At 53.5% G+C, this 13,791-nt stretch carries 9 protein-coding genes; 4 read left to right on the forward strand and 5 right to left on the reverse strand.

What is annotated here, in order from left to right; translation table 11 throughout:
- The first annotated feature begins 542 nt into the window (after positions 1-542).
- The 4 genes from FJM65_RS18040 (at position 543) to FJM65_RS18055 (ending at position 5,706) form a co-directional block, all read left to right on the forward strand.
- The gene (locus FJM65_RS18040; RefSeq protein ID WP_140623297.1) at positions 543-1,925 is read left to right on the forward strand and encodes an exopolysaccharide biosynthesis polyprenyl glycosylphosphotransferase; all 1,383 of its coding nucleotides are present in this window, start codon (positions 543-545) and stop codon (positions 1,923-1,925) included.
- A gap of 152 nt (positions 1,926-2,077) precedes the next feature.
- Positions 2,078-2,833: a polysaccharide lyase gene (locus FJM65_RS18045; RefSeq protein WP_181163782.1), complete on the forward strand. Its 756-nt coding sequence runs from the start codon at positions 2,078-2,080 to the stop codon at positions 2,831-2,833.
- A gap of 160 nt (positions 2,834-2,993) precedes the next feature.
- Entirely contained in the window at positions 2,994-3,986 is a 993-nt protein-coding gene (locus FJM65_RS18050) for a polysaccharide deacetylase family protein (protein WP_140623301.1), read from the forward strand.
- Positions 3,987-4,026: 40 nt separating this feature from the next.
- Positions 4,027-5,706 carry a GNAT family N-acetyltransferase gene (locus FJM65_RS18055; protein WP_140623303.1) on the forward strand — a complete coding sequence of 560 codons (1,680 nt, stop codon included), beginning with the start codon at positions 4,027-4,029 and terminating at the stop codon, positions 5,704-5,706.
- 50 nt (positions 5,707-5,756) lie between these two features.
- Here FJM65_RS18055 and FJM65_RS18060 read toward each other — a convergent pair whose 3' ends face one another.
- Genes FJM65_RS18060 through FJM65_RS18080 form a run of 5 tightly spaced genes read right to left on the reverse strand, consistent with a single transcriptional unit; the run spans position 5,757 to position 13,779 of the window.
- A complete protein-coding gene (locus tag FJM65_RS18060; protein WP_140623305.1) occupies positions 5,757-6,872 on the reverse strand; it encodes a polysaccharide pyruvyl transferase family protein in 1,116 nt (371 codons plus the stop codon).
- 37 nt (positions 6,873-6,909) lie between these two features.
- Positions 6,910-8,445 (reverse strand): oligosaccharide flippase family protein, encoded by a 1,536-nt coding sequence (locus FJM65_RS18065; RefSeq protein ID WP_140623307.1) that lies wholly within the window; start codon positions 8,443-8,445, stop codon positions 6,910-6,912.
- Positions 8,446-8,465: 20 nt separating this feature from the next.
- Positions 8,466-10,346 carry an asparagine synthase (glutamine-hydrolyzing) gene (asnB, locus tag FJM65_RS18070; RefSeq protein ID WP_140623309.1) on the reverse strand — a complete coding sequence of 627 codons (1,881 nt, stop codon included), beginning with the start codon at positions 10,344-10,346 and terminating at the stop codon, positions 8,466-8,468.
- 33 nt (positions 10,347-10,379) lie between these two features.
- Complete coding sequence (locus FJM65_RS18075) at positions 10,380-12,077, reverse strand: GNAT family N-acetyltransferase (RefSeq protein ID WP_181163783.1); 1,698 nt, start codon at positions 12,075-12,077, stop codon at positions 10,380-10,382.
- Positions 12,078-12,087: 10 nt separating this feature from the next.
- Positions 12,088-13,779: a GNAT family N-acetyltransferase gene (locus tag FJM65_RS18080; RefSeq protein WP_140623313.1), complete on the reverse strand. Its 1,692-nt coding sequence runs from the start codon at positions 13,777-13,779 to the stop codon at positions 12,088-12,090.
- Positions 13,780-13,791 lie beyond the last annotated feature (12 nt).

The raw sequence follows: 13,791 nt of genomic DNA on the forward strand, positions 1-13,791 counted from the left end.
CTTGTGTTATATTGCACCCGTGCCTTAACCTCTTCTCCGCAAATAAGCTTTTAGTTGCATCTTAAAACCATAGTGTATTCCTAATACTTCAGGGCTGTAATCACTTAACACGCATAATCAATACACTCATCCTGCTTTTAAAGCCTTTCACCCCTCTTATTATTATTTTACCTAATTTAAGTCCAAAATTGAATCTAATATGAACAATTTAAGTATAATGTTTATGAATATTTCATAAAAAACTATAAACAAAATAGCGCATTACCCAATGTCTCCAGGAACAAGCACTAGCCTTAAAAAACCGGCCAGGACTACCATTGCTGTTCGTTAGGAGCAAAGCGTGCAGACGCAGCAGGTGCGTCGCAGTTTGTGGGCCCGACAGGGTTAAGAGGACTAAGTATAACATAGGGTATAAGTTTTGGCGCAGCGCCATAAAGTATAGCAGGCATCAGGTTGCGTAGCCGAAGGATTGAATGAGGAGGAGAACAGTGAGAAAGCAGAATTGAGGGAAAACGATTAGCACACCAATTAAGGGGTATAGTATGAATAACCATCGACACATAGAGCCTTCCTACTACCTTGGAGGAGACTTGTTCACGTTAACCATAGCTTTTTTTATCTCCATCTATTTTTTTAACGACAGCACCTTTAAGGAACTGGACTGGGGACTATTTTCAGGTGTCATACTTCTGTGGTTCCTTATCGTGCACTGGAGAAACCTCTACGCCATCAACCTCAACGATTTAAGCACCAGGGTCCTGCACTTTGTAAAAGCCTATGCTATACTCATAGCTATTTGTTTTCTGTTCTACACCATCTCGCCGGTTCCTATTACAAACCTGCCCACCATGGTGGCCTTTGCCATTGCTTTTCCGGTGCTGGGTATAGCCGTTAACATGCTGGTACTGAACTACGTGAACTACCTGAAGGCGCAGAACCGCAACCAGCACTTTACACTGGTTGCCGGCATAGGGGGCACAGCGGAGGCGGTTGAGAAACAGCTGCTTGCCTACAGCGAGCCAGGGCGTGTGGTGAAAGGGTTTATAAACTGCAGAAGAAGGCGAGACTGCCTGGTGCCGCAAGAAAAGATTGTGAGCGACCTGGACCACATCCAGGACTACCTGAAGTATAACCAGGTGGATGAAATCGTGATAGCCCTGCCTGCCAAAAAAACGAAGAAGATCAGAAGCATTGTGGCGGCAGCCGATTACTACGGCGTGCGCGTAAAGTACATCCCCGATTACCAGGACTTGTTCGGGAACAACTACAAGGTGATCCGGTACGGCGGGCTGGATGTGGTGAACGTGCGGCAAATGCCGCTGGACGAGACCTTCTCCTTCTTTATGAAGAACACCTTCGATAAGGTCTTCTCCAGCGCTGCCCTCGTGTTTCTGTTCCCGTTGTTTGTGTTGCTGGCCGTGCTGATAAAGCTGGACTCGCCGGGGCCTGTGTTTTACTACCCAACGCGCATCGGAAAAGGAGGCAAGCCCTTTAAAGTGATCAAGTTCAGGAGTATGCGGGTAAACGACAACCCCGACGCAGGCATCCTCTCCACCAGAAAGGACGATGACAGGATTACCCGGCTGGGCAAAGTGCTTAGGAAGTATAGCCTGGATGAGCTGCCGCAGTTTGTGAATGTGCTTTTGGGCGACATGAGCGTGGTGGGGCCACGCCCGCACCGCAGTTTCCTGAACCAGCAGCTGCAAGCCTCCGAAGACAAGTATATGATCAGGCACTACTTTAAGCCCGGTATAACCGGCTGGGCCCAGGTAAACGGCTGGCGAGGGCCTACAGAAACCAAAGAGCAGAAAAGCCAGCGCACCCTGCACGACCTGTGGTACATGGAGAACTGGTCGCTGTGGCTCGATCTCAAAATCATTTACCGAACCATCTTTGGGAAAGATACCCATAAAAGTGCCTTTTAAGTATGGCCGCAGAAACAGCGATTTACAGGTATCACCAGGAGCCAGGGGAGTGAAGTATGGGCAGGGGCGATTTTAGCAGATTACTTACCCTTGTTCTTCTTTTGCTGGCCTTAGCCGCTGTACCCGAAAAAGACCTTCCAGGGTGTTCTGTTTTGGAGCCATTGCTTGCCAAGGCCTCCGCGCATTTCGCCCCCATGCAGGCTGGCTACAACCAGCAGGAGGTGCCTGATGAAATAACTTTTGAGGAGGAACCTCCTTTTAGCGACGAGCAGCTACAGGTTGCCACGCCCTATGCCTTTAGGCTGGAGACCGACACTGTTTTTAGCGGCGATAAGTCCGGCAGGTTTGAGTTAAGGTATGGAGACCCGCAAGTGCAGCACGGCACCCGCGCCGAGCTGATTGTGCACGGCAGGCCGTCAGGAGACGAAAGGTGGTATCGCTTTGCCTTGTACGCACCCGCCACCGGCTATGCCCCCGACACGGCCAGCGACGTCATCAGCCAGTGGTGGCAAACTTCACGTAGCACGCAGGCTACCTCGCTTAGGGTGCTGAACGACCGGCTTATACTTCGGACAGGGGCGCACCCCGACTCACTGGAAGAAGTGGACATAGGACGACTGCAAAAGAACACATGGCAGGTCTTTGTCTTTCACTTCATCCACTCGGCGGGGCCGGAGGGCTTGCTGGAAGTATGGTGTAACGGCAAAAAGCTGCTGCAACGTCGCGGAGGCAACATGTATGCCATGAGGCTGCCTTACTGGAAGGTCGGAATTTACAAAGCCAGCTGGAACAACGGCAAAACCGCAGCGGCAAAACGTGTGCTTTTCTTTGATAACATCCTGATAAGCGATACGGCTATTTATACAGCAAAAGCAGATCAAGATCATAAAGTGCCTTCCCTAAAATAGTTTAGCTTTTTATTTATTTAATCAAAAATTTGGCAGCTATTTAATGTAAATATGCGTAGATAAAATATGTTTTTAATAAAATGGTTCACCTTGCTTTTCAGGTATCCTCTATAACCATACCTAACCTTATATCTGTTAAACAGCCTGCAACTTAAACTTTATGGACTGGAACGTTAGAAACTTATTAACATGTGCTTTTGCTTATATCCTCATCCTGTTAGGCTTCGTGAAACGTGCCAAGAAAAAAGCGCTAAGCGGCGACCGCATGATCGTTTTATACTTTCATAACCCCACCAGAAATGAGTTTAAGAGTTGTGTGAAGTGGCTGAAAAAGAACGGCTTTGTGTTCCTGAGTATGGCTGACCTGGACGAGATAAGGCTACAGGACCTGCCCCTGCCAAAGGGGGGCGTGCTGCTTACCCTCGACGATGGCTGGCAGACCAACGAGGCGAACGTGATAGAGCTGGCCGAGGAATACCAGGTGCCGATCACTATTTTTGTTTCTTCGGAGCCGGTAGAGCAGGGCGTGTATTGGTGGAGTTACCTGGACAGGGCGGAAGAGCTAAACCTTAAGCTGCCGCTAAAGGCATCCCTTAAAAAAGTGGCGAATGCCGAGCGCATGGAAATGCTCAAAAGCATCCGTGAGCAAGTGCCCCTTCCCCGGGAAGCCATGACTATTCAGCAGGTAAGCAAAGTGGCCAACTCTAAATACGTCACCATCGGCGGCCACACGCATACCCATCCCATACTGGTAAACTGTACTACATCAGAGTTGTTTTCGGAGTTGAAGACTTCCAAGGAAAAGCTGGAAACCTGGACGGGAAAGCGCGTAAAATATTTTGCCTATCCCAACGGAGACTACGGCAAACGCGAGATTGGGGTGCTGTCGGACTTGCGCTACAAGATGGCCTTTACCTGCGAGCCCCGGTTCCTGACCAAGGAATGCCTGGCCAACAACTATGCCCTGCCGCGCTTCGGTTTAGTAGAGGGAGCCTCTATGGCAGAGAATATCTGCCGGATGGTCGGGCTTTGGAAGCCCCTGATGCTTAGTCTCAAGCGCCCCAGCAGGAGGAAACCGGCCAGGAAATCAGCGGCATCGCCAGACGGCTATAGTATAGACAAGCCCGAGCCAGAGGCTGTCGCTACCATTTAGTTTCTCCCTATGTTTGTTCACCCTGATTTCATAGATTATTATGCAGCAGACCTATACCTTATCACCACAAACGCTAGCCAAAACAGAGGTTTATGTTGGCGCTAAAGCACTGGCGCTTTTTGCAGACGAGGATTTTATCACAGCCTGGAATGAGCTATACGAGCAATGCGACTGGGCCACGGTTTTCCAGAGCAGCGCCTTCGTTGAAACCTGGTACAACAGCTTCGGCAATTTGTACGAGCCGGTCATCGTGAAGCGAGAGGAGAATGGGCAGTTAACTGGTCTGCTGACCCTTGCCCGCGGCGTGGAAAAGCTTGGGATAACGGCTGCCGGGGGCTGGGATGCCTATTACCATACCTGGCTCGTCACCGAGAACGATCAAGACCGCTTTATACGGAGTGCCCTGGCAGCGGTGCGGAAGCGTTTCCCGGGGCAAAAGGTCATGTTTAAGTATATTCCCCCGAACACGCCGCTTTCCTGGCTACATACCGATGCGTTCTGGCGCCGCCGCTATGTCATCCGGCCTTTTAAAAGACCCGTGATGGAGTTCACGAACCCGGAGGTGCAGCAGCTGTTCCGCAAAAAGCAGTTCCGGGAGTGCCGCAACCGCCTGGCCCGGCTGGGGGAACTGCGCTACGAACAGGTAAAGGACTTAGAAACGTTTATCGCTGTAATTGATGAGTTGGCCGTGCAGTATGATTTCAGGAAAGGAGCCACCTTAAACAAACTGCCTTTCAGAAGCTGCCCGGCCAAGAAAGATTTCCTATTGGGGCTGTTTAAGCAGAACCTGCTGCATGTAACGCTTCTTAAAATTGACGAAAAGATTATAGCTTCGCTGGTTGCCACCGAGGGCAAAGGGCAATGGCTGCATGGGGCCGGCATCAACACACACTCCCCGGAGTTTGGCAGGCACTCACCGGGCTATGTGATCATGACCATGCTGGGGCAGCAGCTGCACGGCGAAGGTTATTTCGCTTTCGATCTCACGCCGGGGGGGCACGCCTATAAAGACCGCCTTGCCACCGGGCACGACCAGTTGTATGAGCTCACCATCACCGATTGGCAAAAGGCCTTTGCGGGCAGGCTTTTCTACGATTACCTCAAAAAGGCCAGCATGTACGGCTTATCGCGGGCGGGCATCAACCCCAAAGCGTTGCGCGGGCAGTTCGAGAGAAACATCAGCCTGGCAAAGGAGAAGGTGAAACTGGCAAAGCTCAACGGGCTTGAGGTGATCAGGGAAGGCGGCGCAAAAGAAACGGTTAGCCATACGTTTGTGCTAGGGGCACTGCGCGTGCAGCCGGAGCCTTGGTTAAGCCTGAAGCAGAACAACCTGGCCGACCTGTTAAACTACCATGTGGCAGGCGGGAAACAAACGCGCTGGGAGTTTCTGGAGGATGCGATGAGGCGACTGGAGAATGGCGAGCGTGCCTTTACCTGGGAGGAAAATGGGCAACTGAAGGCCTGCGCCTGGGTGAGAAGCCAACCTGAGGCGGGCAAAGCCAAACAGGTGCTTGATGCAACTATACCTGCGTTGGCGTCCGTGCTTTGCAGCTCCTACTTTCATCCGGATAGTAAGGCCGGCTTTCCTGGTTTTCTAGCAGCGGTATGCAAAGAAGTCCTGCCCCAGGCTGGAGACGCAGGCCTCTACGCCACGGTGAGCGACAGCGATAAGCCCTTGCAGCATACCTTGCAGGAAATAGGCTTTCAAAAGGTAAGCTAAGTATGGCTCAGGGCAACAGCTATACTTTTGGCTGTAAATCGAGGGCGCTCTTATACGATCACTTCCGTGAAATTTCTCTCTGACCGTGCCTGGCAGTCCGCCATGAGCGTGGGCTGCAGGTAAGGGCCGCTGCCGTCTAACACCGCTGCTATTTGTTCTGTGGTCTTCCTGATATCTTGGGTGCCATCTCCTAAGCGGTAGGCTTCGTGGTAGCCGACGCTATCCAGAAAATCTTTGCACTTGCGGTGGTACTCAACCAGGAAGAACGGCACCCCGGCAAAGCAGGCAAAAATGGAGGCATGCAACCGAACAGACAACACCACGTCGCAGGACACCAACTGCCTGTACATGCAGCTGGTGTTGGGGTTGTAAGGCACAAACTCCACGTTTTCTACTCCCTGGCTCCTCAGGTGCGAGATCACAGACAGCGTCAGCTGGGTGTCGCCTTTGGAAGCGTTCCCGTTGAACTCGATGAACCGTAGCGTTACGTTCAGATTTTTGGCAAGCGAATGCAGGAGCCGCAGCAGGTACTGCGTTCTTCTATCCTCGTTGCTTAGTTTGGTGATATCCCGGTAGCGCTCAAAATAACAGACGCTGATGCCGATAACCTTCTGCTGGCCCTGCTGTACAGGCGGTATACTACCGTTGTAGATACGAGGCAACAGGGCGGCCAGGTCAAACGCGTTGATGGGCTTGTAAGGCAAGTGATAGCTCAACGCCAGCTCATAAGAGTATACATCCCGCAGGGCCAAAAAATCCAGACGCTTGAGGTACTCTACGATAGACTTTTCGTGTGCTATACTTTTGTAGGGCCCCAACGACACTCCAATGGCCCCTAACTTAAATCCCGAGGAGTACCTTTTCTTGAGGGCGGACACTGAGCGGAAGTGCGACCTGTTCTGTATTTTCTCGAACGTAGAGCCCCCCGCCGAGACCACGGCGTCGGCGCTGCTTAGCCGGTACATACTTTCCAGCTTGTGCTGCCCCGGAAAAACCTGGTTTCTCAGGCCGGCGGCCTCGTGCACTGTTTCGGGCAGGTGCTGGCCCACAAAGAAATTGTTGCTGCATTGCCAGTATTTGGCAGCGCCCCAGGCAGCTACTTCTACAAAAGCGTCATCGCCCGTGTTTTTGTAACCATAGTATCCCTCAAAGATTATTTTTTTCATGGTGTCTAAGATGTCGTCCGTTCAAGAAGGCAATGGCTTAGCTGCTGGTAAGCAGCCTCACCCTGGAAAGCAGCTTTTTGGCAGGCCAGGCAAGCAGGTCTTTTTCATACTTGTTCAGGCCTTTCCACCACATCAGCATGGTGTATACCAAAAAATACAGGGCTACTTTGGTTAACAGGAAGTAAAGCGATGCGCTGGGGTAGAGCAGGTCGATGAGGTAACCCACGGCAGCGGCAGCCGCAGCCGGAAGCGCCATCCGCAGGATCTCTTTCCAGAACCTGGGGATGTTGATCCTGATCTTCCGGTGGTAATAAATATTCATGACGACGATGTTGCCGACAATAAGGGAGAGGGAAGTGCCCACGGCGCAGCCCAGCCCCCCATACACTCTGGCCAGCGGAATGCTGATCGCCAGGCTCGAAAGAGCCACTATAATGTAGACGATGGACCTGAACTTGTGCTGGTTGCGGGCCTGCAGGATAGTGATGCCCAGCGTCTGGATGAGCGGCACGGTGAGCGGCACCATCAGCAGCACCGCGATCAGGTAGGCATCGGCATAGTCGGTGCCGGCCCAGAACGTGATAAAGGACTTGCCGAAAAGCAGAAAAGCGGAGAGCACAAAAGCCATCACCATAAACTGCACACGCCCGGTTTTAATGAACAGGTCTGAGAGCGCCTGGTCGGCGGTGTTGCGGGTAACCATGGCAGTTACCTTAGGAAGAAAAACTCCAGATAAAGCCGTAGAAAGCGTCATGTAATACATTTGGAGCTGAATGGCGATGGCATATACAGCCACCACCGCAGTGCCGGCCACGATGCCAAGTATAAACTGGCCGGAGCTCCAGTATACTTTATCCACGATCACGCCCAGAAAAATAAAGAACGAGTAACCTGACACCTCTTTTAAAAGGCCCCACTCAAACCCCCTGAACCGGATCTTTACCTTTAGCCTGGCAAGGCAGAACCAGCAGTTGATAAGCAGGCTGAGGATGTTCAGCGTCGTGATGATGGTGACCATGCCCACTGCCTTGTAGCCCATCAGCAGCAGCGGTATAATCAGGCAGGGAGTAAGGATGATGCGGCCTAGGTTCACCAGTTTCAGAAACACGTACCGCTCGTAGGCCGAGATGATGGAGCCGAAAATGCTAAGCGGAAAGGTAAGCGATAGGTTCAGGATCAGCAGCACGATCATGGTGCGGGCACGGGCCATTTCGGGGGGCGCAAGAGCGCTGCCGAAGAGTACCTCCACGTGATGGTAAAGGTAAACACCCGCGCCCAGCACGAGCAAACTGATGGCGCTGTACAGCGCAAAGAACATCCCGAATAGCGCGTACTGCTCCTCCGCCAGCTCCTGGGTGCGGTAGCGGGCGGTATAGCGCACAACCGCATTGCCCAGCCCAAAGTCGAGCACCGTAAGGTAGGCCACCACCGAGGCAATGAGCGCGTAAAGCCCAAACTCCGCCTTGCCCAGCATGCGCAGCATAAATGGGGTGTAGAGCAGCCCGATGATGTTGCTCATGCCGATGGAGGCGTAAGACAAAAGCGCCCCCGCCTTTAGCTGGTTAATGGCCACAGCGGCTGCAGGTAGAAAGGTTAGTATACATTTTCGGCTACGGCGGCTTCTTCAGCAGGCTTTTCGGCTTTGTCAATAAAGGTCCTGAACCACAGCTCCAGGTGCACCCACTTCCATATTTCCTTCGCAATGTTGGCTTCACCGGAGAGGTGCTGTTCATACTTTTGAAGCGCGATTTCCGGGTCTATCAGCTTACGGCTCTTAAAGGATCTACTCTTGAGAATGCCTTTTACCAGGGCCTGCCAGCGCGGCTCCCGGAACCACTCGTCCTGCGGGGTGCCAAAGCCGATCTTGTCCATGCGGAGTCTGATCTTTTCGGGCAGCACGCCTTTCATGGCCTCCCGCAGAATATACTTGGTGATCCCTTTTCTGATGGCCCAGGTGTCTGCGCTGGCCAGTGTGCGCTCCACCAGCCGGTAATCCAGGAAGGGCACGCGCGCCTCCAGCGAGAAGTGCATCGAGTTCATGTCTTCCCACTTGAGCAGGTGCTCGAGCTTGTTTTCAAAATGGTCCAGCAGGGCGTCTTTCAAGGTGTTGGAGCCGTAGAGCTTGCCGGCTATGGCGTTGGTGGTGCTGTACTGGGCTACAAAAGGGGCCATCAGGTAGCCTTTCTCACCCACCCGGAGCGAGGTCTTCAGCTGTTCGGGCAGCAAAAAGTAGGCAAAGGACTTCACCCCGTACAGGCTGCGGTGATTGTTCAGGTACTGAAGCATTTCACCTCCCAGCTTTCCGAGCCGCGCCGACCGCAGCAAATCTTTAAAGAAGAAACCGAAGAAGTAGTGGTAGCCCGCCAGCTCCTCGTCGGCCCCCTGTCCATCCAGCGTCACCACCACTTTGTCCTTGGCCAGCTCCATGACCTTGTACTGCGCGTAGGGCGAGGTGGAGGGGATGGGCTCGGCATGCGCTTTAATAAACTCCAGCAGGTCGTTTTCCAGGGTGTCGGCATCGGGGTGGGTATAGTGCATGTGCTGCAGGTAAGGGCTGAACTCGGCTATATACTCCTTCTCATCGCCCGTCTGCCCCTGTTTGTACACGGCCGAAAAGGTGTTGAGGTCGGTTTTGTTGAAATCCTTCAGCAGCGTCGCCACAATAGTGGACGAGTCGAGGCCGCCGCTCAGGCACACGCCCACCGGCACGTCGCTGCGCAGCCGCAGCCCAATAGCCGAGGTGAGCAGCTCCTTGTACTCCCGCGGACTTGTAAAGGGCTTTGCCTGCGCCACCCGCTCCCGCAGGTCATACCACTTGCTGATGCGCACCGTGCCGTCCTTGATCGAAAGCTGATGGCCGTGCGGCAGTTTTTTCACTTCCTGAAAGAACGTGCTGTCGGTCTGGTCGGTGCGGTTAAAGGCCAGGTAGTCGAAGATACTTTGATAATTGGCGGCAGGCTTTTCGGGCAGCAGGCCCAGCAGGGGTGGTATCTCGGAGCAGAACCCAAAAAACTCAGCTTGGTGGGTATAATAAAACGGCTTGATGCCGAAGCGGTCGCGGCAGGCGAAAAGGCTTTTCTCCTGCCGGTCGTAAATGGCAAAGGCCCACATGCCGTTAAAGCGGTGCATGCACGCCTGGCCCCAGTGCAGGTAGGCCTGCAGCAGCACCTCGGTGTCGGTTTTGGTCCTGAACGTGATGCCTTGCTGCTGTAGCTCCTCGCGCAGCTCCACATAGTTAAATATCTCCCCGTTAAAGACCATCGCATAGCGCCCATCAGCTGACAGCATGGGCTGGTGCCCATCCGGAGACAGGTCTATAATGCTGAGGCGCACGAAGCCCAGGCCGGCGGCGTCTTCTATAAACACGCCCTCATCGTCGGGGCCACGGTGCTTCATCTGCTGCATCATGGTGCGCAGCGTTCTTTCTTGGGGTGAGCTTTCGTCATACCGGATAATACCTGCAATTCCACACATAGTCGTACTGTTTTAGGGTTAGGGAAGGTGTTGTTATACTTGTCGCAGTTTACTGGCCCCAAGCTGTAAAAGGGCTTTCTCCTGTTGTCTGTTCTGGCTGATAAAAAGGCACGCCTGCGATGGGCTGTCTTTGCCCGCCTCCGCTGCCACGGCGCGTATAAAATCAGATAGCGCGGCGGCAGCAGAAGATGGCACCTGCACACTGTGAAGCGCCACACCGTTTTCCAGAATGGCTGCCCCCGGTATGCCTTCTGCCTGCAGGGCCTTCGCGTCGGCCAGCCAGGCCCAGCCGAGCAAGCGGTCATTAGCGGTCCAGGTATAGCAGTGCTGCCCCAGTTCAAAGCGCTTCATGGCTTCCATCAGGAACTCCCACCTGCAGGTCAGCGAGTTGCCGGGGGTATACCGCAACAGGTCGGCCAGGCTGTCTCGCTGCAGTTCGACAGGTGACGCAGCGGCTGCTGGTGGCAGGGGCAGGGCGTAGTGTTTATACTTGTAAGGAGCCTGTATACTTTGCCTGGCTAATTGCAGGAGCGGGGCAGCCCCGGTTTTTTGCAGGATAAGCGCTTTTTCTTTCAGCATCTGTGCCTGCTGCTTGTAGCCGCCGATGGTATGCTTCTCCAGGCCAATTTTCGGCAGCTGCTGCTTTAGGATCGTATTCACTTTATACTTTAGCTTTGCCTTGCGAAGGCGCTTTTCACTGTAAATGGTGAGCGTAGTGGCTTCGGTATAATCCGTGGCCAGTAAATCTTTGTAGGGGTTAGCGCCGGGCGTCAGGTCAAACACCGCCATGCCTTCCTCGGCCAGCATGCTGCTGAGCATCAAAAAGTGCAGGATGCCGGGGGAGTGCTTTGCAAAGAAAGGGGAGTGGGTGTTGAGGCCCTGCAGGTGCAACCAGTTATTTCCAATCACGCCCACGTTGGAGGCAACAATGTGCTGGTCTACTTTCAGCAGGGTGGCATGCAGCAGGCCCTGCCGGAAGAGGTCCTGCAGAAAGGTTTTGCGGTTCGGGTCTTCCTGAAAAACGCATTTATTATACATGGCTCCCTTGCGGAAGTCACTTTGCACGGCCAGCTCATCCAGCACGTTTCGGAACGTATGGCCTGTGGTGATTTTCTCAAAGCTCAGGTTGCCGGCTCTTTTCAGGCGGTTAATTTTTTCGCGCCGGTTCTTCTTTTTAAGCTCTTTGGCTATTTTTTCCTGGTCCAGGCGCATGAGCGGCTGCCTGGCCGTTTTGCTGATGCAATAGGCGCCCCAGCCGTTTGGGTCCTGCGCCCAGGCAAGGGGGGTGCCTGCGGGCACATACTCCAGGTGGATGTCCTGGTGCGGAAAGGCCTGCCGCAGGGTTGTGAGGGCTTCGTTGATAAAGCTTTCTGCATGTTCTTCCGAAGAAAGCCATACCTGGTACTCTGCCTGGCTTGCCCCGGCTGCCACCAGGTTTCCCCGTTTGTCTTGCGCCAGCGCCAGCAGGCCTGTCAACTGTTCATCCTGTGTGGCCAGGACCAGGATAGGCTGGTAGGCAGTGTGGTAGTGCCTGTACCAGGTGCAAGCAAAGGCCGGGCTTTGAAATACAGTGGCCCAGGGGCAGTGCTGGTAGAGGTGCTCCCAATGGTTCAAAAATTCGGCATCGGCGCAAAGCTGCAGCACTTGCAGGCCCTGCAGTAGCTGCACAGGCTTTGTTTGCTGGTGCAAGTCAGGCGGCAGCGGTTCGGGTATAGGTAGCGATGTGATCATATAGCAAGCATTAAAGATTTTGGGTAAGGGCTGTAAAACCGGTTTTGTGCAGCGCATGCGTTATCGTTGCGCGCGCGCTCGGGCATAAGGCTATCAGTTTTTTGTCGGGATCTTCCTGTAGTACGGCATCGGCAACGGCGGCTAGAAAGGCGGCCAGTTCTGCTTTGGCCTCCGGGTGCACATAGATAGTATGAACAGCGATAGCCTGCTCTGCCTCCCCGTCTGGCAACTCACCTCCCACCCAGGCACATGCCAACAGTTTTTGGTGGGCAGTCCAGGTATAAGCGTGCGCGCCGTTTTCATAAAGCCTCATGGCCTTTTCCGTAAATTCCCAGCGGCTGAGGTTACCTTTAGTTGCCTGGTAAAGGAGAAGGTCGCTCAGGCTATCCTGTTTAACAGCAACAGCAGGTACCGGGGTAGCAGAAGGCCCGGTTTTGAGAAAAAGTGCCTCTGGCTTTGGTGGCTTCAGGCGTTGCAGCTGCTGTCGGGCCATATTTTTCAGCCCGGCCTGTAGCGTATGCTTTAGCTGGTATTTCTTTTTTTGGAGGGCAAGCTCCACCGACATAGGGCGCTTGCCTTTTTCCAGTAACCACGTATGAAAGATCTTCTTTAGCTTCTTTTTAAGCAGAAATGCAGGGTTATGGGATATCACCAAGGTATGGACCTGGTCGTGGACGTTGGCAAAACGCTCTTTATAACTGTCATCACCGGGCGTCAGGTCAAAAACGGCTTTGCCTTCCCGGTGCAGGTAGTTTCCCAGGCTCAGAAAATGCAGCATTCCGGGAGAGTACTTGGCAAAGAAGGGGGAGTGGGAGTTTAAACCCTGCAGGTGCACCCAGCCCCTGTCTGCCACGGCCACCAGAGAGGCCAGGTAATGCTCGTCCAGTTTGAGCACGGTCACGTGCAGCATGCCTTGGCGGAACAGCTCCACCATCAGCTCGAACTTGAGCGGCTTGTTGCGGAACGGGTTTTTGTTGTACAGGGCACCCAACCGAAAATCATACTGCACGCTTAGCTCCTGCAGCGCCGCTTTAAACGCCTCCTCGGTTGTGATCTTGTGGAACTGAACCTCGCCCAGGCGCTGCAGCCGGTTATACTTTGTTTTGTATTGATGTCGCAGCTTGATGGTATGTTCTACGCCAGGTGCCTTTAAATTTAGCAAGGGCCGGTGGTAGGGCTGCAACACATATTTTTTGTGCCACTCAGGCTGTTGCCGGAGCCAGGCTAGCGGCGCCCCGGCAGGTATAAACCGGAACTGGATCCTGGCTTTGGGCAGGCGCGAGAGTATCTGGCGCAAGGCGGCTGTGATGAACTTCTCCCCGTTCTCTGGCCCAGCGAGCCAGCAGTGGTATTCTGCCTCAAACTCCCCGGCTCCCATCACTTGCACGCTTCCGTTCTCTAAGTTGCTTCTACTATTGCCCGGATAAGGTATGGCCATGGTCAGCAGCCCCGTCAGCCGATCGCCTTCATAAGCCCTTACCACAAGAGGCAGATGGCTATCGCGAAACACCCGGTACCAGGCGCACACAAAGCCCCGGCTCTGGAAGGCGGTGGCCCAGGGGCAGTTATGGTAAAGCGTGTCCCAGCCCTGCTTAAAACGATCATCAGCAAGTATGTCAAATACTTCTTCTCCGATCAGGAAATCCATTCTTTCGGATATTCTGAGCGTATGAATCTCTTTTTGGGTAATAGCTGATACCATCGTCGAATGTGC

This window comes from Pontibacter mangrovi, from assembly GCF_006385705.1.
Lineage (GTDB): Bacteria > Bacteroidota > Bacteroidia > Cytophagales > Hymenobacteraceae > Pontibacter > Pontibacter mangrovi.

Coding starts and splice junctions, on each gene's coding strand:
- FJM65_RS18080 (WP_140623313.1), bottom strand. CDS start 13,779: ATGGTATCAGCTATTACCCAAAAAGAGATTCATACGCTCAGAATATCC.
- FJM65_RS18075 (WP_181163783.1), bottom strand. CDS start 12,077: ATGATCACATCGCTACCTATACCCGAACCGCTGCCGCCTGACTTGCAC.
- FJM65_RS18050 (WP_140623301.1), top strand. CDS start 2,994: ATGGACTGGAACGTTAGAAACTTATTAACATGTGCTTTTGCTTATATC.
- FJM65_RS18055 (WP_140623303.1), top strand. CDS start 4,027: ATGCAGCAGACCTATACCTTATCACCACAAACGCTAGCCAAAACAGAG.
- FJM65_RS18040 (WP_140623297.1), top strand. CDS start 543: ATGAATAACCATCGACACATAGAGCCTTCCTACTACCTTGGAGGAGAC.
- FJM65_RS18060 (WP_140623305.1), bottom strand. CDS start 6,872: ATGAAAAAAATAATCTTTGAGGGATACTATGGTTACAAAAACACGGGC.
- asnB (WP_140623309.1), bottom strand. CDS start 10,346: ATGTGTGGAATTGCAGGTATTATCCGGTATGACGAAAGCTCACCCCAA.